This window comes from Synechococcus sp. GEYO, from assembly GCF_900473955.1.
Classification (GTDB): Bacteria; Cyanobacteriota; Cyanobacteriia; order PCC-6307; family Cyanobiaceae; genus Synechococcus_C.
On record NZ_UCNL01000007.1, the window covers coordinates 102,889 to 124,364 of the forward strand.

The 21,476-nt window shown below is 58.5% G+C and carries 22 protein-coding genes; 6 read left to right on the plus strand and 16 right to left on the minus strand.

The genetic code is table 11. The features are described 5' to 3' along the window. Window positions 1-118: 118 nt before the first annotated feature. The 3 genes from DXY37_RS05560 to DXY37_RS05570 form a co-directional block, all read right to left on the minus strand. Window positions 119-433, minus strand: a complete 315-nt coding sequence (locus tag DXY37_RS05560; protein ID WP_115125735.1) for a hypothetical protein — start codon at window positions 431-433, stop codon at window positions 119-121. A gap of 133 nt (window positions 434-566) precedes the next feature. Next, complete coding sequence (locus DXY37_RS05565) at window positions 567-1,745, minus strand: quinone-dependent dihydroorotate dehydrogenase (protein ID WP_115125988.1); 1,179 nt, start codon at window positions 1,743-1,745, stop codon at window positions 567-569. A gap of 14 nt (window positions 1,746-1,759) precedes the next feature. Beyond that, entirely contained in the window at window positions 1,760-2,527 is a 768-nt protein-coding gene (locus DXY37_RS05570) for a ribonuclease H (protein ID WP_115125736.1), read from the minus strand. 60 nt (window positions 2,528-2,587) lie between these two features. Between DXY37_RS05570 and DXY37_RS05575 the strand changes: the two genes are divergently transcribed. Continuing rightward, window positions 2,588-3,268 (plus strand): DUF3747 domain-containing protein, encoded by a 681-nt coding sequence (locus DXY37_RS05575; RefSeq protein ID WP_115125737.1) that lies wholly within the window; start codon window positions 2,588-2,590, stop codon window positions 3,266-3,268. Between the two features lie 292 nt (window positions 3,269-3,560). Here DXY37_RS05575 and rplL read toward each other — a convergent pair whose 3' ends face one another. From rplL to gloA, 8 genes are all read right to left on the minus strand, one after another. Next, window positions 3,561-3,953, minus strand: a complete 393-nt coding sequence (gene rplL, locus DXY37_RS05580; protein WP_115125738.1) for a 50S ribosomal protein L7/L12 — start codon at window positions 3,951-3,953, stop codon at window positions 3,561-3,563. A 47-nt stretch (window positions 3,954-4,000) separates the two neighbouring features. Further along, window positions 4,001-4,528, minus strand: coding sequence for a 50S ribosomal protein L10 (gene rplJ / locus DXY37_RS05585; RefSeq protein WP_115125739.1), 528 nt, complete (start codon window positions 4,526-4,528; stop codon window positions 4,001-4,003). A 282-nt stretch (window positions 4,529-4,810) separates the two neighbouring features. Next, window positions 4,811-5,518: a 50S ribosomal protein L1 gene (rplA, locus tag DXY37_RS05590; RefSeq protein WP_067096078.1), complete on the minus strand. Its 708-nt coding sequence runs from the start codon at window positions 5,516-5,518 to the stop codon at window positions 4,811-4,813. A 77-nt stretch (window positions 5,519-5,595) separates the two neighbouring features. Continuing rightward, window positions 5,596-6,021 carry a 50S ribosomal protein L11 gene (gene rplK, locus DXY37_RS05595; RefSeq protein ID WP_067096075.1) on the minus strand — a complete coding sequence of 142 codons (426 nt, stop codon included), beginning with the start codon at window positions 6,019-6,021 and terminating at the stop codon, window positions 5,596-5,598. Window positions 6,022-6,131: 110 nt separating this feature from the next. Further along, on the minus strand, window positions 6,132-6,761 hold the full coding sequence (gene nusG / locus DXY37_RS05600; RefSeq protein WP_371637966.1) for a transcription termination/antitermination protein NusG: 630 nt from the start codon (window positions 6,759-6,761) through the stop codon (window positions 6,132-6,134). 100 nt (window positions 6,762-6,861) lie between these two features. After that, the gene (gene secE, locus DXY37_RS05605; RefSeq protein ID WP_115125741.1) at window positions 6,862-7,110 is read right to left on the minus strand and encodes a preprotein translocase subunit SecE; all 249 of its coding nucleotides are present in this window, start codon (window positions 7,108-7,110) and stop codon (window positions 6,862-6,864) included. A gap of 96 nt (window positions 7,111-7,206) precedes the next feature. After that, entirely contained in the window at window positions 7,207-9,972 is a 2,766-nt protein-coding gene (locus tag DXY37_RS05610; RefSeq protein WP_115125742.1) for an ATP-dependent Clp protease ATP-binding subunit, read from the minus strand. A gap of 15 nt (window positions 9,973-9,987) precedes the next feature. After that, complete coding sequence (gene gloA / locus DXY37_RS05615; RefSeq protein ID WP_115125989.1) at window positions 9,988-10,389, minus strand: lactoylglutathione lyase; 402 nt, start codon at window positions 10,387-10,389, stop codon at window positions 9,988-9,990. 145 nt (window positions 10,390-10,534) lie between these two features. Between gloA and eno the strand changes: the two genes are divergently transcribed. Next, entirely contained in the window at window positions 10,535-11,827 is a 1,293-nt protein-coding gene (eno, locus tag DXY37_RS05620) for a phosphopyruvate hydratase (RefSeq protein ID WP_115125743.1), read from the plus strand. 18 nt (window positions 11,828-11,845) lie between these two features. Beyond that, window positions 11,846-12,004, plus strand: a complete 159-nt coding sequence (locus DXY37_RS13280) for a hypothetical protein (RefSeq protein ID WP_170951798.1) — start codon at window positions 11,846-11,848, stop codon at window positions 12,002-12,004. Between the two features lie 138 nt (window positions 12,005-12,142). On the opposite strand, the gene DXY37_RS05625 is transcribed toward DXY37_RS13280, so the two are convergent. The 4 genes from DXY37_RS05625 to argJ all read right to left on the minus strand — a co-directional run bounded on the left by DXY37_RS05625 (window position 12,143) and on the right by argJ (window position 16,514). Next, the gene (locus DXY37_RS05625) at window positions 12,143-13,795 is read right to left on the minus strand and encodes an AarF/ABC1/UbiB kinase family protein (RefSeq protein WP_115125744.1); all 1,653 of its coding nucleotides are present in this window, start codon (window positions 13,793-13,795) and stop codon (window positions 12,143-12,145) included. A gap of 26 nt (window positions 13,796-13,821) precedes the next feature. Then, on the minus strand, window positions 13,822-14,133 hold the full coding sequence (locus tag DXY37_RS05630; protein ID WP_115125745.1) for a hypothetical protein: 312 nt from the start codon (window positions 14,131-14,133) through the stop codon (window positions 13,822-13,824). A 57-nt stretch (window positions 14,134-14,190) separates the two neighbouring features. Next, a complete protein-coding gene (locus tag DXY37_RS05635; RefSeq protein ID WP_115125990.1) occupies window positions 14,191-14,826 on the minus strand; it encodes a hypothetical protein in 636 nt (211 codons plus the stop codon). Window positions 14,827-15,245: 419 nt separating this feature from the next. Continuing rightward, a complete protein-coding gene (gene argJ, locus DXY37_RS05640; RefSeq protein ID WP_371637968.1) occupies window positions 15,246-16,514 on the minus strand; it encodes a bifunctional glutamate N-acetyltransferase/amino-acid acetyltransferase ArgJ in 1,269 nt (422 codons plus the stop codon). Window positions 16,515-16,585: 71 nt separating this feature from the next. Between argJ and coaE the strand changes: the two genes are divergently transcribed. From coaE to DXY37_RS05655, 3 genes are all read left to right on the plus strand, one after another. Continuing rightward, window positions 16,586-17,251 carry a dephospho-CoA kinase gene (gene coaE, locus DXY37_RS05645; RefSeq protein ID WP_115125992.1) on the plus strand — a complete coding sequence of 222 codons (666 nt, stop codon included), beginning with the start codon at window positions 16,586-16,588 and terminating at the stop codon, window positions 17,249-17,251. 120 nt (window positions 17,252-17,371) lie between these two features. Continuing rightward, entirely contained in the window at window positions 17,372-18,091 is a 720-nt protein-coding gene (locus DXY37_RS05650; protein WP_136975559.1) for a FecR domain-containing protein, read from the plus strand. 35 nt (window positions 18,092-18,126) lie between these two features. Then, window positions 18,127-20,001, plus strand: coding sequence for an adenylate/guanylate cyclase domain-containing protein (locus DXY37_RS05655; protein ID WP_115125747.1), 1,875 nt, complete (start codon window positions 18,127-18,129; stop codon window positions 19,999-20,001). Here DXY37_RS05655 and gatB read toward each other — a convergent pair. After that, a complete protein-coding gene (gene gatB, locus DXY37_RS05660) occupies window positions 19,991-21,475 on the minus strand; it encodes an Asp-tRNA(Asn)/Glu-tRNA(Gln) amidotransferase subunit GatB (RefSeq protein WP_115125748.1) in 1,485 nt (494 codons plus the stop codon). The genes DXY37_RS05655 and gatB overlap by 11 nt on opposite strands. Window position 21,476 lies beyond the last annotated feature (1 nt).

The window sequence follows — 21,476 nt, forward strand, 5'->3', positions numbered from 1 at the left end:
GAAGGGGTGAACGGCATACCCGGGCCAGAACCCCATGAACATGGGCGGATGGTATCGACAGGATTCAGCGAGGGCCAGCCCTCAGCAACTGCAGCAATGACCCGGTCCAGAAGAAAACTTAGGCAGGCGGTGGCTCTCCCTTTTTTCCCAATTCAGAGGCCTCCGAATCACTTCCGAAACCTTTGCCGTCCTTTGAATCCTGATCAAAGAAGGTAATCCTCAACTTCAATCGTGTGAGGATCGGCCCGATGACCTCAGGCTGATTCGATGCATTGGAGGGGGCCTCTATGGAAGTGAGCTCGAAATCACTCGGTTGCACCAACAGCTCGAGCTGTTCCATGCCTTTAAAGAACTGCAAAATCCCTGACAAGGCCCAGTCATCCTGCGACCAGCAGGCCAGATTGAGCGCTTCATCCTCCGGTGCCAGCAGCACCCTCGTGGATCCAGCAGACCCTGCACCTGAATCACCCAGCTGTCCAGAGCCGGAAAGCGATCACGCAGTTCTGCAAGCACCACGATGCAACTCCAAGCCGTTGGGTGCTGCGACCCTGCTGGAAGGCTATCGGCTAGTGCCAGGGGGCGCCGCTACCCACCGCTTCACTGATGTGACGAATGCCGTGACGATCCAGCTGCTCCATAAGCCCCTCCAGCACGCGAGGCACCAGGTCCGGACCTTCAAAGATCCAACCGGTGTACAGCTGAACCAGAGACGCTCCAGCAGCGATCCGCTCCCAGGCGGCCTCGGGCGTGCTGATCCCGCCGACCCCCACCAGCGGTAGTGCCGGACCTGCGGTGGCACGCAGCCGCCGCAGCACCTCCAAAGCCCTCTGGCGCAACGGATCACCGCTGAGGCCACCCGCCTCCTCAGCCAGGCTGCGGCCGGTTTGACTGAGCACCCGCTGCCCCAACCCAAGCCGATCGAGACTCGTGTTTACGGCAATCACACCGGCGAGCCCCTCCTCATAGGCCAGGCGGGCGATGCCATCGATGGCGTCATCTTCGAGATCTGGTGCGATCTTCACCAACAGTGGCGGACAACCCGGCAGCCTGCGCAAACGTTCCACCAGTCGTCGCAACTGAGTGGCATCCTGCAGGTCGCGAAGACCAGGGGTATTAGGCGAACTGACATTAATCACTGCATAGTCGGCCAGTGGCGCCAACATTTCCAGCGACGATGCATAGTCATCAGCCGCCAGCTCCAGCGGCGTAACCTTCGATTTACCGAAATTGATCCCGAGCACGGCAGGTCTCTGACCGCGCGGTGGGAGAGCCTGTCGCTCGAGGGTGCGACGCAGCTCCTCTGCACCTTTGTTGTTGAAACCCATGCGGTTCAATGCCGCGCGCTCCTGGGCCAAACGAAACAGCCGAGGCCTCGGATTACCGGGCTGGCCATGCCAGGTGACGGTGCCGACTTCGGCAAACCCAAACCCAAAACGATCCCAGACCCCAGCAGCAACACCGTTTTTATCAAAACCAGCCGCCAGCCCCACGGGATTGCTGAAACGGCATCCAAATAACACCTGCTCCAAGCGCAGGTCACGGCGTGTCAGTTCAGTCGCCACACCATCAAGAACACCAGAAAAACCCGGCCACTGGCGGCGAAGACTGCACTGACCCAACGCCTGAAGGGCAGCACGGCTGAGCTGTTCAGCATCCACGCCTTCGTCTTTGGCCAGCACAGGTCCCAACCAGCGCCGATAGAAACCTGCGGTAGACATCACCCCGGACGATGACGGCTGGGTCATCTGGGTTCCTCGATCTATCTCGATCCTGCCTCGGCGCGGCGCAGCCGCCAGCAATCGCCCTCGGCCGGTTCCACCAACCAATCACGCCAGCTCCAGGTCTGTTGTCGTTCTGCCAGGCGCGTCAGCGGTTGCTCCACCAGCTGGGCCAGTTCCACCAGGGACAGGGCATATCCGCCAGCAGCCAAACGATCGGCCAATTCCAGCCTGGTGAGCAGCTGTTGCAGGGATTCAGGTGCCAAGTCATCTTCCCGCGTTTGTGGCCCATCCGCTGTTCTGTCGAGTTTGGAGGGGGCCGATTGAGACGCACGACCAAGCCTTGGCGATGTCCCCTTGGAGAAAGCCACAGCGATCTGATCAACCCGATCGTTATCCGGGTCACCGCTGTGACCTTTCACATAGGTCAGCGGCACATCGGAGAGGCGGGCAGCGTCGAGGGACTGCCAGAGGTCCTGATTGAGCACGGGTTTGCCCGCTGCGGTTTTCCAGCCCTTGCGTTTCCAACCCGCCATCCACGAGCCAAGGCCATCGATCAGGTACTTGCTGTCGGTCCGCAGGGTGAGATCGGGATGACGAGGCAGCTCGGCCAGCCTCTCCAACATGGACAGAGCTGCCTGCAGCTCCATGCGGTTGTTAGTGGTGGCCGGGTCGGCACCCCCGAACTCCTCCACACTGCCGTCCTCAAAGCGGATCAAAGCCCCCCAGCCTCCAGGGCCAGGATTACCACTGCAGGCTCCGTCGGTGGCAGCGGCCACAACTCGACCTCTGTGATCAGCCTCAGCCATTGGTCACCCCACGCCTTCTTCGGTACAACACGGTTCTTGAACACCCAGGAGGACTGGGCCATGGGCCGAACCTACTTCCGCAAAGCTGCGCTGAGTGCTGCTGCCGTGGGACTGGCGGCGATGGCCGGGAGCCTGCCTGGATGGGCCCGGGCCCTTTTCGACAGCAATCCACTGCAAGAAGAACGTTTCGCAATCCTGGCCCAGGCAGTGGGACGAGATCGCTGGAAGCTTCTGGTGCTGGAACAGATCAAAGCCAGACCGCTCTGCTGGGAGGAACGTCAGGACGGACTGATGAACCCTTCTCTGAACAACTTCGATTTCACGGGAATCTGCAGCCGCTACCTGGACAGCAACGGCTACTCGCTGCGCACGTCCGGCAACGATGCCGACAAGCGCTATCGCCTGCGTCTAAAACAGAACAGAAACGGTCTTGCATTGCAGGCGATGGACTCTCTGCGCGGTGGAGGCATCACAGTGGCCAGAGCCAGCAAAGTACGCAGGGATAAAAACGCCTTTGTGAAACTGACGCTGGAGCCAGGCTGGTCGCTCGAACGCCGCAGCTACAAGGGGCGCACGCTGAGCCACGTGTATTTCGCCAATACGAAGCCGATGAACACGCTGATGGCCGTTAGCAAAGCGAGAACGTTTGATCGAAGCCTGACCTTCACCGCCGGCCTGCCCAAGCCGCCTTCACAGCCAAGTGGACCGGTCCGTCTGACAGTGATTCCCTTTCGACCCTGAGCCGCGGCGTCACGGAAGGACAGTTGACAGAGCGCCCCAGCACAACGCGCAATGTCCAAAGCAATTTTTTACTTTGTCACAGTGTGAGGAGTGGAAAACGCTTCTTCCGGGTCGAAACAAGGACAGACTCCGGTCATGCGTTTCACTTCTGAGCTCTGCTTAAGGCAGAGCTTTTTTTTTGCACAGCCAAACCCAGTTGGCTGCAATCGTCTAGACAAGAAAAAACCGACCCGAAGGTCGGTATCGATTGAAGGGAAAGGATCGTCAACCGGAAGCCGCCGATCCAACAAAATCACTTGAGAGTGACCTTGCCGCCCACCTCTTCAATGGCTTTCTTGAGGGCTTCGGCGTCGTCCTTAGAGACACCCTCTTTGATGGTCTTCGGAGCAGCCTCGACCATGGCCTTGGCATCGCCCAGGCCAAGGCCTGTGGCTTCGCGCACAGCCTTGAGGACCTTGATCTTGGCGGAAGCATCGAAGCTTTCCAGCACAACATCAAATTCGGTCTTTTCTTCAGCGGCCTCGCCACCACCACCAGCGGAAGCGCCGGGGGCAGCCATCACCACACCCGCGGATGCGGCTGCGGAGACACCGAAGGCCTCTTCGATCTGCTTAACAAGCTCGGAAGCTTCAAGCAGCGAAAGGGACTTCAACGATTCGAGGATTTCGTCGGTTTTTGCAGACATGGTTGGGATTCAGCAACAGATCAAAAAAACAGTCGGGTCGAAGACGTTCAGCTTTCGCCGGAATCGGCGTGCTGCTTGAGCGCCCGAGCAAGACCGGAGGGAACCTCGTTGATGCCCACAGCCACCTTGGTGGCAACGGCATTGATGGAACCAGCGATCTGAGCCATGAGCACTTCCTTGGTGGGAAGGTCACCGATGGCCTTGATCTCGTCCTGAGACAGGAGCTTGCCTTCGAAAAGGCCGCCCTTGGTTTCGGACTTCTTGGTGTCCTTCTGAAAAGCCTGAAGGGCCTTGACTGCACCGCCGACATCGCCCTTAACCAGGACGAAAGCGTTGGTACCGCTCAGAAGGGGATCGAGGTTGGACCAGGCACTATCACCATCAATGGCGAGACGCATCAAGGTGTTTTTGGTCACCTTGCAAACGCCGTTGCTGGCCCGAAGACGAGTCCTCAGATCAGACATTTCCTTGATGGAGAGACCCTGGTAATCCAGGACCAATGCCATTTCGGCCTCACCGAGGAGCTGCTTGAGCTCTTCGACGATCTGTTGCTTGCTCTCCAGAGTGCGGCCCATAGGATTTGGATCGGATCGGGGGAACAAGCTGGACACACGGCCGTTCAGTGCTCCCGAAGGAGACGAGGCCGCGTATCGATCCAATCCCATGAGGGAGAAAAATCGTCGCGTCTGCCTCGGCAGGACTTAATGCATCTTGAACGGTTAATAACAACCGCTTGAAGCAACCTGCTGTCTTTGGCCGGGCGCGTGCCCGTTGTCTGGCTTTCGCCAGCAGTCAAACTTACAGCAAAGCCCCCACCGAAGTGGAGGCTGGCTGGCATCAGGCTTGGATGAGCTGGATCAACCCTCTTTGTTGATGTCCTGAAGGGCTGAGATATCCACTTCCACTGAAGGACCCATGGTGGAGGTCACATACAGGCTCTTCCAATAACGACCCTTGGCGCCGCTGGGCTTATTGCGATCAATGGTCTCCTGAAGCATTTTCAGGTTGTCGAGCAGGTTGGCAGCATCAAAACTGGCCTTACCAAAACGCACGTGCACAATGCCGGTGCGGTCAGCACGGAATTCGAGCTTGCCAGCCTTGAACTCCTTGATGGCAGCCGCCAAATCGGTCGTGACGGTACCGGCTTTGGGGTTGGGCATCAGACCACGTGGGCCGAGCACACGACCCAGCTTGGCCACTTTGGGCATCATGTCCGGGGTGGCGATCAGCAGGTCGAAGTTCATTTCCCCCTTGCTGATGGTGTTGACCAGATCCTCATCGCCTGCGAGCTCGGCGCCGGCTGCTTTGGCGGCTGCAACCTTCTCACCACTGGTGACCACAGCAATACGGACGGTCTGACCGGTGCCGTGAGGCAGTGCCACGGTGGTGCGCAGCTGCTGATCGGTGTATTTGGGATCGATCCCGAGACGCACATGCGCCTCCATGGTCTCGTCGAACTTGGCGTTGGCGTTGTCCTTGACCAGCTGAATGGCTTCAAGCGGCTCGTAAGCACGCTCTTCAACCTTGGTGACGAGGCTGGCCAGGCGTTTTGAAAGTTTTGGCATGGCTTAGATGGGGTTCAGACGACCGCAAGGTCTCCCCCTGAAGAAATTGGAAATGAGCAATGACTGGCGCTGGAGCGTCAGTCGCTGATGGCGACGCCCATGTTGCGGGCAGTGCCTTCGATGATGCGCATGGCCGACTCAACGCTGGTGCAGTTGAGGTCGGGCAGCTTGGTCTTGGCGATTTCCTCAAGCTGGGATCGCTTGATGGAGCCAACGCTTCCCTTGGCGGACTCTCCGGAACCTTTAGCGATTCCAGCAGCCTTTGTGATCAACACGGACGCTGGGGGCGTCTTGGTGATGAAGGTGAAACTGCGGTCTTCAAAGACCGAAATTTCCACCGGAATCACGAACCCGGCTTTGTCCTGGGTTCGGGCGTTGTACTCCTTGCAGAACGCCATGATATTGACCCCGTGCTGACCGAGGGCAGGACCCACGGGCGGTGCAGGGTTGGCTTTGCCGGCCTGAAGGGCCAGCTTGATCACAGCTACGACTTTCTTGGCCATCGGCGGACGGAGTTGAACATCTGCGGATCACCTGGCCCTCGGGGCAGGTGCGGCGGGGTGAAGAACCACCCCTCAGGCCGCCCTCCGCAGGGAGACGGCCGCCGCCAATATCAGTTCTGCTTGCTCACCTGGGAAAACTCAAGTTCGACTGGTGTCTCACGGCCAAAGATGGAGAGGAGTGCCTTGAGCTTGCTGCGCTCACCCGACACCTCAATGACCTCACCCTGGAAATCCTTAAACGGACCGGCAGTGACCAAAATCTGATCACCTTCAATGAGATCGACTTTGACAACCGTCTTCTTCTCGGCAGCACGCTTGAAGATACGGTCGACTTCCTGACGACTTAAGGGGCGTGGCTTGATATGACCACGTGCTTTACCGGTGGCACGACGATCTTCCGCCCCGACAAAGTTGATGACGTTTGGGGTGCTGCGAACGGCCATCATCGTGTCTTCATCCAGCACCATGCGCACAAGCACATAACCGGGGAACACTTTCTCCTCAGTGGACTGGCGGCTGCCGTCTTTTTTGATTTTGACCGCAGGCGTTTCGGGAATTTCGATCTCAAGAATGCGATTACTCACACCGAGCGTCACAGCCCGCTGCTCGAGCGTAGCCTTCACCTTTTTCTCGCAACTTGATGCCACCTGAACCGCATACCAGCGGGCAACGCCCGTGCGGATTGTGGGGGTTTCAAGGGTTCCCTCTTCTCCGTCATTCGGCGCAGGAAGATCAAGCATCTCACTGGGGTCCGACTGGCTTTGATCGAGATCAGACACGAGGCAGGGCAGGAGCGAAGGATGAACTGGAAAAATGCACCGGATCAGACCGGATAAGGACTCAACGGAACACCTGGGACGCAGCCCAGCCGTAGAAGCGACTCAGAGCTGCAATGGCCGCAGCGGAGAGGCTCACCATCAGGATCACAGCGATGGATTCGCTGAACAGCTGTTGTCGGCTGGGCCAGACCACAAGCTTCAACTCTTCAAAGGTGGCTTGCAGAAATCCGCCCTTTTTCTCAGGCCGTTCAGGGCCTGATGAGGGGGGCGTCGTCGCTGCTGTGGTGTCCTCGGAAGTGGGGCTGGTCACGGATGACGGATAAAAAGTCGTCTGGGCCGGTGCTGACGCCGGCTTTGAAGGCACGTGACAGCAATTGAATATCGTACCGGACGCCTCAATAAGAGGTTATTCAGGTTCGAACAAGAAGGGATCGTTCGGAGTCGCTCCAGCCTGCACACGAACCGCCTGAGCACCGCTGAAACGCTCCTCCAGCAACTCAGTTGCCAGGGGATTCTCCAGACGACGACGCAGCACCCTGCGCAAGGGCCTCGCTCCATACTCCGGCTCATAACCGAGGCTAACGATCGCCTCAATCACACCTTCCTCAACGCGCAGCTCCAGCCCCTGCTCTCTCAGCAGCATGGCCAGATCAGCCAACTGCAGGCGCACAATCTTGTTGAGATCGGCAAGTCCTAGAGGCTGAAACCGGATCACTTCATCGATGCGGTTCAGGAATTCAGGCCGAAAATGTCGCCCCAGAGCTTCATCGACAGCCCCATCTAGAGCGGATGGATCACTCGGAGCTCCCGCTTCCCTGTCCTGGCGGGATGATTCAAGAATGGCCCGGCTGGCCAGATTGCTAGTCATCACGACCACAGTGTGGCGAAAATCGACCGTGCGCCCCTGCGAATCGCTGAGACGTCCGTCATCCAACACCTGCAACAGCACATTAAACACATCAGGGTGAGCCTTCTCCACCTCATCGAGAAGCAACAGGGCGTACGGACGACGACGCACCGCTTCGGTGAGCTGCCCTCCTTCCTCGTAACCGACATAACCGGGGGGGGCCCCGAGCAAGCGCGCGACCGCGTTGCGCTCCATGAACTCGCTCATGTCGAGGCGAACCATGGACTCCTCCTCATCGAACAGTTGGCCAGCGAGAGCCTTAGCCAGTTCGGTCTTGCCCACACCTGTCGGTCCCAGAAACAGGAATGAACCCACGGGGCGTCGAGGATCCTTCATGCCAGCTCTGGCCCTGCGAATCGCCGCAGCCACAGCCCCCACGGCATCGAACTGGCCGATGACACGCTCCCCTAGGCGCTGATCAAGCTCCAGCAGCTTCTGACGTTCGCCTGCCAGCAGGCGCTGGATGGGAATCCCTGTCCAGCGCGCCACCACATCGGCGATGTCCTCGGCTTCCACCTGCTCCCGCAACAGCGCCGTGCCGTCTTGCTGCGCCTTCTTGAGCGACTCCTCCAGGTCACTGCGACGCTGCTGGAGACGATGCAGCTGGTCGTACTGAAGCCGCGCAGCTTCTTCAAGATCGCCCTGGCGCTCTGCTTCAGCAACGGCATGGCGTAGATCCTCATCTTCCTGCAGTAGATGGCGCAGTTCCTGCAGCTGTTCCCGCTCTGCCTGCCAGCGCTCACGCAGCTGAGTGAGTTGAGACGAAGCCTCAAGTCGCTGGCGCTGAAGCTGCACACGCTCCGATTCAGGAGCCTGCTCTGCCGCGAGCACAGCCAGTTCAACGCGACGCAGATCCATCTCAGCGTCCTCCACCACCTGGGGCTTAGACGTCACATCCATCTTGAGTTGTGCCGCCGCTTCGTCGATCAGATCGATGGCCTTGTCTGGCAGGCAACGATCACTGATGTATCGATCGGCAAGGCGTGCAGCAGCCTTCACTGCGGCGTCGGTGATCGTCACGCCATGATGCAGCTCGTAGCGCTCCTTCACGCCCCGCAGAATCTCTACGCTGTGGTCGATCGAAGGCTCGGAGATCTGCACCTGCTGAAAGCGACGGTTCAGGGCTGGATCCTTCTCCACTGTCCGGCGGTAATCCTCTGGCGTGGTTGCAGCAATACAACGCAGATCGCCTCTGGCCAGAGCAGGCTTGAGCAGGCTGCCAGCGTCGGCACTGGAGCGGTCGCTGTTGACCACGGTGTGCAATTCATCGATGAACAGCACCACTCCAGCCTCTGGATCACTCACCTCCTGCAGCACCTCTCGCAGGCGCTCCTCGAACTGCCCGCGAAATTTGGCGCCAGCGATCAGAGCACCCACATCCAAGGCCACAAGCCGCAATCCCTGAAGCGATTCCGGGACTTCGCCGGCAACGATGCGTTGGGCCAGCAGCTCGGCGATGGCCGTCTTGCCCACACCGGGCGCTCCGATCAGAACCGGATTGTTCTTACCCCGACGCGAGAGCACCTTGATCAAGCTGCGGATCTCGCTATCACGGCCCACCACAGGATCCAGGAGGCCCTGCGACGCAGCGGCAGTGAGGTCACGGGCATAACGATCCAGCGCCATGGGCTCTGGCTCATTGGCAAGTTCAATCGCCGAATCTTCAAGGGGGTCCGAAGGCCCCTGCCCGATCTGAACAGGCTCAGGCAACGACTGAACAGGTGGAAAAACAGGAGTTGGCGCTGCTGAACGCATGCCAGGAGCAGGAGGATGGAGCGGTGGAGAGGCAGCGGATGGGGTGGGTATGCGCAGCTCGGCCTCCAGGCGATCGGCCGGCAAGCCGAAACGAGATAGCAGATCAGCTCCGATCCGTGAATCACGGCCGATGGCGATCAAGAGATGCGACACATCGATCAGCCTTGACCCCCAGAGCCCACGCACGCTGTCGGCCGCCTCGAGCAAGATTTCAAGATCTTCACCGACAAACAGCTCATCACCTCGGGCCATGGGCTGGTCTTCCAGAAAGCCCTCGAGCTGATCGAGCAACTGGTCTTGAGGCAGTGGCAATGCGGCCACGTCCGCCTCAAAGCGTGAATCACTGAACAGAGCCTGGAGCAAATGCTCCACATCCAGATCACCGTGACGCCAGCGACGGGCTGAATCCTGGGCAGAGAGCAACAGCTCCCAGGCGTCATCGCTGAAACGGTCTGGCTCCACCGTGAGACTGGCTGGAGGTTGAGGGGTCACGCCGAAATCGGATGTCATCGCGGGCGACTCCACTCAAGCGACCGTCGATCGGGACGCAAGCTCAATCAGCTCCACCTTGTATCCATCGGGATCCTCCAGAAAAGCGATCACCGTGCTGCCGTGCTTCATCGGGCCCGGTGCGCGCACGAGCCTTCCACCTCGCTCAGCGATGCCCGAACAGGTGGCATGGATGTCCTGCACCCCGAGAGCGATGTGGCCATACCCATCACCCAGGTCGTAATGCTCGGTGTCCCAGTTATGCGTGAGCTCCAGCACGGTGTGATCCTTTTCGTCGCCGTATCCCAGAAAGGCCAGTGTGAAACGACCGGAGGCATAGTCCTTGCGGCGAAGCAACTGCATGCCCAGGACATCGGTATAAAAAGAGAGCGATCGCTCAAGATCGCCAACCCGAAGCATGGTGTGCAGCATGCGCATGATCGGGGTCAATCGCTGTCACCAGCATGGTGCATCCCCAAGATCAGCGGTAGAGGAGCAGCAGGGGTCGCGGCCTGTTGGCAGGGATGAGGAATCAGGGTTGCAGGGGGACCCATAGGATCGCCAAGTCTTTGATCCGCATCACGTGTTCGATTCCCTCGACCTCGTCATCGACACCATCGTGGCCCGTGAGGTGCTCGACTCCCGCGGAAATCCAACGGTGGAAGCCGAGGTCTTGCTGGAAGGTGGAGCCAGTGGTCGGGCCATCGTGCCTAGTGGTGCCAGCACCGGTGCCCACGAAGCCCACGAACTGCGCGATGGCGGCAATCGCTACATGGGCAAGGGCGTAATCCAGGCCGTCAATCACATCGAGGAGCGCATTGCCCCCGCCCTCTGTGGACTCTCGGCCCTGGATCAGGCAGCCGTAGACGCAGCGATGTTGGAACTCGACGGCAGCGACAACAAGTCCAGCCTCGGCGCCAACGCAATCCTGGCGGTGAGTATGGCCAATGCCCGTGCAGCGGCCAATGGTCTTGGACTGCCGCTCTACCGCTATTTGGGCGGACCAATGGCCACGCTGTTGCCGGTACCACTGATGAATGTGATCAATGGTGGCGCGCACGCCGCCAACAGCCTGGATTTCCAGGAATTCATGCTGGTTCCCCATGGCGCCCCAAGCTTCCGAGAGGCGCTGCGCATGGGCACCGAGGTGTTCCACACCCTGAAGGGACTGCTTAAGGACAAAGGCATGAGCACCTCCGTGGGTGATGAAGGAGGCTTCGCTCCTGACCTGGGCAACGTGGAAGCGGGCGAGATTCTGGTGGAAGCGATTCAAAAGGCCGGCTACAAGCCTGGCGAACAGATCGCTCTAGCTCTGGATGTTGCCAGTACCGAATTCTTCGAGAATGGTCGTTATGCCTTTGATGGCGGCAGCTATGACAGCGCTCAAATGGTCGGCCAACTTGAACAGTTGGTTGAGAGGTTCCCCATCGTTTCAATCGAGGACGGCCTTGCCGAAGATGACTGGGAGGGATGGAAATTGCTGACCGAGCGCCTCGGCGGCAAGGTGCAACTGGTGGGTGACGACCTGTTCGTGACCAACACCAAGCGCTTGCAACAGGGCATCGACAGCGGCACCGCCAACTCGATCCTGATCAAAGTGAACCAGATCGGTTCTCTCACTGAAACGCTTCAGGCCATCGACCTCGCCGGTCGCTCGGGATACACCAGCGTGATCAGCCACCGCAGCGGTGAAACCGAAGACACAACCATCGCCGATCTCTCTGTCGCCACACGGGCTGGCCAGATCAAAACGGGTTCTCTGAGCCGAAGTGAGCGCGTTGCCAAGTACAACCAGCTGCTGCGCATTGAGGATGAACTGGGCAGCCAGGCTGTGTATGCCGGTGCAGTGGGCCAGGGCCCCCGCGGCAACGCCTGAATAAGTTGATCAGAACGCATGAAAGCCGCCATTCACTCTTTCATTCCAAGAGTAAATGGCATGTTTATGGTGCTTAAAGCAAGATTCCAGATCAATCAGGCAAGGGCAAGAGGAAATTTAAATTTGAACCCATCAGGAAAAATTATTGCATCAACGAATCACGACTTCCGCGAGTAAGTAACAACAAACATTTAGAGCTGTTCGCCAATATGATCGAAGAAAGCTACTGTTTTATCAATAATTGCGATCAAATAATTAATCGACCTACTTGAATCATTCACCTCAAACCAACCAGGACTTGGCAATCAACCCGATTTAACGTTGTGAAGAAGACAAGGATTCCATGCGGGCATCCTTGCGAAGTTTGACCTGAAGCTTGAGCCAGCCCATCCCGACCGGGACAGCCGCACCCAGTGGGAGCAGAGCCCAGAGCGGACGAACGCTGGCACCAATGACAGCCGCCGCCAGAGCCAGTCCTCCGAGCAGTACTGACTGACCAATGGATTGCTGAGCGGTAACCATGCGGCGGAACTGACGATCCGATTCACCCATACGGATCTGGAGCTGCAGATCTCCCTGTTCGAGTCGCTCGAGACTTTCATCCAAGCGACGGGGAATCCCTACGGCCCGAGAACTCAGGGCGCCTACCTGACGGCCAAGTTCATTGAATAGATCATTGGAACCGGATCCACTGGAAGTCATGAGAGGCAGCAGATAAGGCTTAGCAATCCCCGCCAGGCTAAAGCCGGGATCGAGGCTGCGTCCCACGCCCTCAAAAGTCGACAACGCTCGCATCACAAAGATCAGCTCCACCGGCAGACGAAACGGTTGGCCATAAACCAGCTCGTAGAGATCACCCGACAATTTGTCGATCACCGAAGCGCTGAAGGGAGGAGTGAGTGCATCCCGCAGCATCAGACGAACCAAACGTCGCACAGGCCCGAGATCCACATCTGTGGCGATCACACCAGCCACCTGCATCTCCTCGACCAGAGCCGATGCATCGCGAGACGCCGCTGCCCGAACCATGGAACCCAGCCGTCGTCTCAACCGCTCGGACAGCTGCCCCATCATTCCGAAGTCGTAGTAGATCAGAGCACCATCGCTGGCAACCGCCAGATTTCCGGGATGGGGATCGGCGTGGAAAAAGCCGAAACGCACCAACTGCTGCAGGTAGCTGGCGGCACCGATCTCAGCGACCTCACACGGATCAATGCCAGCCGCGAGGAGTTCAGGACGATTGTTGATCTTGATACCCGGCAAGTAATCGAGACACAGGACCTGACGTGTACTCAGCTCCCAAATCACACCGGGAACACGAATGCGGGGGTCATCCAGAAACTGCTGACGAAAGCGAGCAGCGTGCTGTGCTTCCAGACGAAAATCCAGCTCACGCAACAGCACACGCCGGCATTCCTGAGCGATAGCCACCCAGTCACGACCTCGGCCCCACTGAGGATGACGCTGCAGCACGGATGCCACCTGTTGCATCACTTCCAGGTCAAGCCGGAAGAGCGACTCCAGACCGGGGCGTTGAATCTTGAGCACTACCTGACGACCACTGCGCAGGCTGGCTCGATGCACCTGGGCCAACGATGCAGCCGCAAGCGGGTTCTCATCGAGATCAATGATCTCCGCACAGCGCGCACCCAGCTCTGCTTCCAACAGAGCCTGGGCCTGATCAAACGGGAAAGCCGGAACCTTGTCCTGCAGATCGGCCAGTTCAGCTACCCAGCCCGCCGGCAACACATCAGGACGTGCCGAAAGCAATTGACCGAGCTTGATGAACGCCGAACCGAGATGGAGCAATTCCCTGGTCAGCCAGCGGGCACGCTGCTGCTGACGGGTCTGACGCCGCTCCGCAGAAACACCGCCTGGATACGTCCAGCCACAGCTGTCCAACCAAAGCAAAGACAGCAGCACCAACACCGTGCGCCAAATGCGCAGAGCTCTCAGCCCCCTGCGCAAAGGGAGAGCCCTCCCCCTCCAACGACTCAAGACCGTTCCTCCAAGCGCATGCTCAAGTCAGCAACCTGGGCACGCAGCCGATCGATGCGCTGCTGCAGCGACTCAGGCTCTGTGCCAGAGCGATCAGATGCGGATGCGGTGTGGGGCTGGTCTTCGTATTGCAAACGTTCGGCTTCTGCCTTCACCTCTTCCTGAAACAGATCCCATTCCTGCCGAATGCGCTGAGGGGCATCTTGAACAGCGACAGCAACACCCGCAGCTGCATCGGCCACGCCTTCACCCACCCGGGCGATTAGTCGGTTCATCGCCGCTCTCAACAGGGCGTCCGGGGGAGTCATGGCCTGACTAGCGATGCAGAAACTGTGGCAGATACGCCGACAGGGTTGTGACCAAGCTCAGGGAGTTGCTGGTGGAATGGCCGCTGGTGCTTTGAAGATGAGCGACTCATCAATGGCTGGTTGGGCTGGAGTGACCACAGGCTCAGGAGTGGCTACAGCGGCAGGTTTCGGTTCCGGAGCAACTTGAATAAAAGGCTCGATGACAGGGTCTATGGCAGCCGCAGGCTCAGGCGCAACCGGTTCGGAGTTGGGAGTCAAGACCGCAGCAGGCTGAGCCCCATCGGAACTCTCAGGCTGGTCAAGATCCAGAGCAGGTACCGCCAATGGTGCAGTTGACACTGGCTCCTCTCGATCCGTCCCAGGCTCTGGCAGAGCAGTCCGCTGCGCTTGCTTGGCGATGGCCTCGACCTGTTCATTGGCCTGGCGCTGCTCAACATCAAGAGCCTCCTGCGCAGCAACATCACCCATCAACGGTTGATCAGCGCCATACCGTCGTCTCAACCCATCCAAGCTCTCTCCAGGAAAGCTGTTCTGGCGAAACGTGGCCTGCTGGGGCTTTTCCGAGGCCTGCCGCATCAGCACCACCCGCTGAGTGATGCCATAACCGAAAGCAAAACAAGCACCCGCCACAAGAGGACCAACCCAATAACGAGGTCGGCGGGACCGCTGCTGATCAGAGGTGGTCGTGGTCATCGCTGTAACGAACATGAACAACACCGGAGATCCGGCACACCCCATCATTGCGTCATATAGCCGATGCTGATTATTGGATTTCGCTCAGATCGAATCAAACAACTGCTGTGTTTCAAATATTGCAAACTCCCTACACCATCAGTAGAGTGATTTTGACAGTACATACCACATCTGGTGCTACGTGCTCTTTTGGCTGCTACTGCCTGCGCCGCTTTATGGCTGACAAATAATGTTCAGAATAGCAAATACTCCCACCTATTCACAAACGAAGACAAGACTAATTCAACCGCAAATGTTGGCTCTGGCTGGTAAGGAGCCCTTGCTTAAATCTCTCCAATACCGGTATATTTTACGGCTAACCCTTTTTTATTCTCACGATTAGAAGTCCTGGGTTAAGACTATTTGCGATTGTGCGACATTCAAGTCGTGTAATCGGCGTTGATGCGCACGTATTGATCGGACAGATCACACCCCCAGGCACGACCTTTGCCAGGACCGGAGCCGATCAGCAGACGAATCAACACAGCATCGTCGTCGAGGTAGCGCCCGGAAGCACGCTCTCGCAGGTAGGTGGACGCCGCCGCCCGATCAAAGCCAAGCGGCTGACCGTTCTCCATTAATTGATGCCCTCCGATCCAGAGAGAAACTGCCTGCGCGTCAAAGGCCACTCCCGAGCGTCCAGCCGCCGCCACAATGCGGCCCCAGTTGGGATCACGGCCGTGCACAGCTGTTTTCACCAGCGATGATCCACACACGGTGCGGGCCATCTGCAAAGCATCTGCTTCTGATACAGCTCCCTCCACCCGCACTTCGATCAGGCAGGTCGCACCCTCTCCATCTCGAGCGATCGAACGCGCGAGGTGTTGAGCGACCAGAGTCACGCCCTGTTCAAGCCGATCGAGCTGATGGACCGGAAGAGGTTCACCCGCGGCAAAAGCCAAAAACGTGTCATTGGTGCTGGTATCGCCGTCCACGGTGATGGCATTGAACGACCGCTGAGCGGCGCGGCGAACCATCGCCTGCCAGACCTCTACTGGCACTCCGACATCACAAGTGAGATAGCCGAGCATCGTGGCCATATCCGGGTGAATCATTCCCGAACCTTTGGCCATCCCGCCAATGCGCACGATGCGGCCTTCAATCTCGGCCTCAACAGCAATCTGCTTGTCAACCAGATCCGTTGTGAGGATTGCGTTCGCAGCCGCCGAACCGCCATCGACTGCCAGAGCCTCCACGAGCGGATCCAGACCAGCCAGCAACAGCTGCATCGGGATTGAAACGCCGATGACGCCCGTCGAGCAGATCAAAACCTGATCACTCGCCAGGCCCAGTCGGTCTGCCAGAGCCTGAGTGGCGCGCTGGCTATCGATCAGGCCACGATCACCCGTACAGGCATTGGCCTGTCCGGAATTGATCAGTACAGCTCTGCAACATCCCTCGCTGGCTTGCAGGCGCTCAGCACAGAGATCCACACAGGCCGCACGCACCATCGAGGTGGTGAAAGTACCGGCACAGACGGCACCCTGCGGCGCCAGCACCAGAGCCAGATCCGGCTTTCCGGAGTCCTTGAGACCAGCTGTCATGCCGGCGGCCTGAAAGCCACTGGGGGCAGTGACACCGCCTTCAATGAGAGTCCAGCTGGAAGATTGCGCCATCGAAGGACTGAACAAGCGATCCACACGGCTTATTCAAAACGCCCATGCACCGCTATGAACAACGGGCAAGTTACAGACTGGAATCAGTCATCGAGCACTGGCACTTGAGTGCAACATCCCGCTGGCACGGTGCTCAGCACCGCATCGGTCTCACCGGTGGCATCGCCAGCGGCAAAAGCAGCGTTGCACGCTATTTGCAAGACCTTGGGATTGTGGTGCTGGATGCAGACCGCTACGCCCATGAAGCGCTGAAGGCTGGAAGTCAGACCTCAGAGGCCGTGCTGAAGCGTTATGGACGACAGGTTGAAGCTGTACCGGATTGCGACATTGAGCAGAGCTCAGGTCAACGCAACATCAATCGTCGCGAGCTGGGCAGAATCGTCTTCAACAACCAAGACGAAAGACGATGGCTCGAGCAGACCATCCACCCACTGGTCCGTGCGCGCTTCGAGCTTGAACTGGCGAAGCATCCAGAGACTTCAACCGTTGTGTTGATGATTCCGCTTCTGTTTGAAGCCGATCTCACAGAACTAGTCTCCGAAATCTGGGTGGTTCACTGCCTACCGGCACAGCAGCTTGAGCGGTTGAAGCAACGTGACGCTCTCAGCACGGCCGAGGCCGAAGCAAGAATCAACGCTCAATGGCCCATGAACCGGAAATGCGAACAGGCCGACCTGCTGCTTGACAACTGCTCAGCACCAATCCTCTGGGAACGACAGATCCAGACCAGGCTTGCGCTGATCAATCCCAGTGAGGAATTGATCCCCTAAGAGCTGAACACTGACAACGATCAGTGCATCTAACAACATTTCAATCAGACGGTTGAAACGAACTCAGAGTCACACTCAGCGAACGATGGCAGGATTCGATTGATCAGATCGATCGAACCGATGAGCTTCTTCCGCCAGATGGTCGTCTTCAGTTCCTGCCTGACAATCTCATTGGCTGGAACTGCTCCGGTTTTTGCTGACTCCCAAAAAGCCACCATCCAAGAAATCCTGGACGGAGACGAGCTGTTCATCGACGATCAAAAAGCCAAAGTCAAAGAAAAGGCCCAGCCGCCACAAGTCATCAGTACAGGCCTGAGCCGCGGCCAAATTGCCTTCAGCGGTGGTGCTGTCGGTCGAATCAACCGCCAATCGCTGGTCAAGCTCGGCAGCAGCTGTTTCCTGCTGAATAAAGGCCAGATTCTGATCTCAGGGCGTCAGGACGGTTGCACAGCCTCAAGCCGATTGAGCGTTCGAGGCACCAATTACGTTCTCAAAATCAGTGATGACGGCAGTACAGATCTGGCTGTACTGGAAGGATCCGTTGAAGTGTCGGACAACAGCGGTGAACAGGAGGCCGTCACCGTTGAAGCAGGCCAACGCCTTCGACTCAGCCCTGCGGGTGTGGTGATCGGACTACTGCAATTGGCTGCCGGGGACTACCAGAGAATCCTTGATGGTCCCCTTTTCGTCGGTTACACAGCGACATTGCCGGGGTTGGCCGATCTCAGGCGTTATCTGAATCTGAATGTGCCTGGTTTACGCATCCCCAGCGTGCCGGGCAGCCAGATCCGAATGACACCCAGCCTGCCAAGCGTGCCAAGCCCAGTTCGTTTCTTCTGATGACCTGATCACCCCAACTCCATGCACCACGGCGGATGAGAACCACCACCGGCAGGACCAGAACAAGCATCTCGATCACGCTGTTCGGACTGCTCTGTGGTGGCCTCAGCGGCTGGCCACCTGCTCTTTGGCGCAGTTGGTCCAAAGACATCAGCGATCAGATCACACTCTGGGCTGGGCCCAGCAAACCGCCAGCAGAGGTGGTGGTCATCGCCGTGGATGATGCTTCCCTGCAACAGGCACGTTGGGTTCTGGAGGATCCGGAACCAGCTCCCTGGAGTGAAGGTCTCGACCGCTGGCCTTGGCCAAGAGCGGTCTACGGGAAGCTGATTGAACGCGTCATCGCAGCTGGCAGTCGTGGTGTAGCGATCAATGTGCTGTTTGCCGGGCAAAGCATCTATGGCCCGGAGGATGATGACCGCTTCGCGGAAACACTGAAGCGCCACAGTTCATCTGTGGCTCTGGCCGCCGAAATGATGGAACCGGTAGATCGCCAGGGGGCGGGCGGGCTCTCCCTCGAGCCCCCCGCATCAACCCTGCTGGATGCTCTGGGCGGCCTGCCCTATCTGGGCCTCACCAACATGCTCAACGCCGAAGACGGCAGTATCGGTCCACATCCAGAAGCCTATGGACAACGGGTGCTGCGGCCCTACGGCTTCGCGTTGCAGCAATCCCTACCCTCCGCCTTGCTGAAGATCGCCGGGCTCGAACCACCGCTCGATCAGGCTGATCGTTCGCTGCGGTTGTATGGACCTGAGGGAACCATCACCCGACTTTCAGCCTGGGAAGTGCTGGACCCGCGGCGCTGGCGAAATCACCCTTTGCGAGCCAGGCTCCGAGACAGTCTGGTGTTGATCGGTCCAACTCTGGAAGACAACCAGAGCGGCCAGTCCACACCCTTTGGGACCCTGTCGGGGGTGGAACTCCTGGCAACAGCAACAGCCAATGACCTCGACGGCAGCGGTCTGCGTCAATGGCCTCAGCATCCCTGGCAGAAAGCTCTGTTCAGCGCTGCTTGCAGCTGGCTGATTGCCACTGTGGCCACGCAGCGGCTCACTCTGCGCTGGCGGCTGGTCAGCTGCTCACTCGGCCTGAGCAGCCTCCTTCTGATCAGCATCATCACGCTTGTGCAACGCCAGACCGTGCTGCCTTTGCTGGCACCAAGCGCCGGGGTAGTTGGTCTGGCTTCCACACTTGCCGTCAGCAGTTTCTGGCGTGAAGAGCAAGAGCGTCGACGGCTCCGCCAGACCTTTGAGCGCTACGTCTCTCCCAGCGTGGTCCAGGAAATCCTCAGAGACCGCGACAGCGCCGAAGGCATTCTGAGGGGCAAGACACTTGCAGTGACAGTGCTGTTCAGTGACCTTGAGGGATTCACGGCCCTAGCCCGGGAACGGTCGCAACAAGGGCGCAGCGAAGAGCTCATCCATCAGCTAAATCGCTACCTGGGCCGAATGGTGGAGGTGATCACCGAGCATGGGGGCACGGTCGACAAGTTCATCGGCGATTGCGTCATGGCCGTTTTTGGATCACCGGTCAGCCGAGGGATTGAGCTGGAAGCCATGCAGGCAGTTCGTTGTGCCACAGCCATGCATAAGGCCCTGGAAGAACTGAATCAGGATTGGACAGATAGGGGCCTTGATCCACTCAGCTGTGGCATCGGCCTGGCCAGCGGGGAAGCGGTGGTTGGCCAGATCGGCAGTCCACAACGGATGGATTTCACCGTGATCGGCGACACAGTCAATCTGTCCAGCCGCCTGGAATCACTAACCAGAAAGCTCGGCACACCGATCCTGATGGATGAGCAAACCGCACTCCTTGCTGGGGGTGAGATCGCCACGGACAATCTCGGTAAGCAGGCGATCAAGGGAATGGATCGCTGCCAGGTCTATCGACCCAGGCTCACCCCTTGAGTTTTTGGCTAAGGATCTGGTTGGCGAGCTTGGGATCAGCCTTGCCACCGGTCTTTTTCATCAGCTGTCCGACAAAGAAGCCCTGAAGCTTGGTCTTACCGCCACGAAACGCCTCAACCTCGTCGGGATGAGCGGCGAGAAGCTCTTCAACAATGGCGGTGATCGCCGCAGGGTCGCTGATCATTCCCAGACCGCGTTCATCCACAATCGCCTTGGGTGAACCGCCCTTTTCGAGCAGTTCGGGCAGGATTTCCTTGGCAATCTTGCCGCTGATCTTGCCGCCGTCGATCAGCTTCACCATCTCCGCCAGCTGATCAGGACGGAAAGGGAGTTCTGAGTAACTCAGCCGGTTGCTGTTCACATAAGCAGCAATGTCGCCTGTGATCCAGTTGGCTGAGAGCTTGGCGTCAGCACCGTCACTCACCACAGCCTCGAAGTAATCGGCCATCGGTCGCTCATCGGTGAGCACGCGAGCGTCATACTGAGACAGACCCAGATCATCGGCGTAGCGATGCCGCTTGGCGGCTGGCAATTCAGGCAGTTCCGCCCTCCACGCCTCACGCTGTTCAACGCTCACTTCGATGGGCCCCAGATCAGGATCAGGGAAATAGCGGTAATCGCTGGCCCCTTCCTTGCTACGCATGCTCTTAGTGAGCTGCTTGCCCTCATCCCAGAGGCGAGTCTCCTGAACAATCGGCTCGCCGCTCTCATAGGCCTTGATCTGGCGCTGGATCTCGTATTCGCAGGCCTTCTGAATCGCGGAGAAGGAATTCATGTTCTTGATCTCCACCTTGGTGCCGAAGGGGGCATCGGGACCGCGGCGCACGGAGATGTTCACGTCGCAGCGCAGCGATCCCTCCTGCATGTTGCCGTCGCTCACTCCGATGTAACGCACAATCCGACGGACCTCCGACGCGTATTCAGCCGCTTCACGACCGGTGCGCAGATCGGGCTTGCTAACGATTTCTGCGAGCGCTACTCCAGCCCGGTTGTAATCCACCAACGAATGAGTGGATCCCGCCAGACGATCGCTGCCGGCGTGGACAAGCTTGCCCGCATCCTCTTCCATGTGCAGGCGCTCGATGCCGATCTTTTTGAGATAGGTGTCCTTGCCCTTTTCAGCCACCTCCACCTCGATCCAACCCTCTTCCGCAATCGGCTCGTCGTATTGGGTGATCTGGTAGTTCTTGGGTAGATCCGGATAGAAATACTGCTTGCGATCGAACTTGCAGTGCTCCGCAACGTTCAGATTCAGGCCCATCGAAGCCTTGACCGCATACTCGAGCACCTTCTGGTTCAACACCGGCAGCGTTCCCGGCAGACCACACACCACCGGATCAATGTGGGTGTTGGGATCATCCCCAAAAGTGGTGGAAGCTGCCGTGAAAATTTTGCTGTCGGTGCCCAGCTGCACATGGGTTTCCAGGCCGATCACAGCTTCCCAGGCCTGTTCAGTCGCTGCAGATGCCGACATC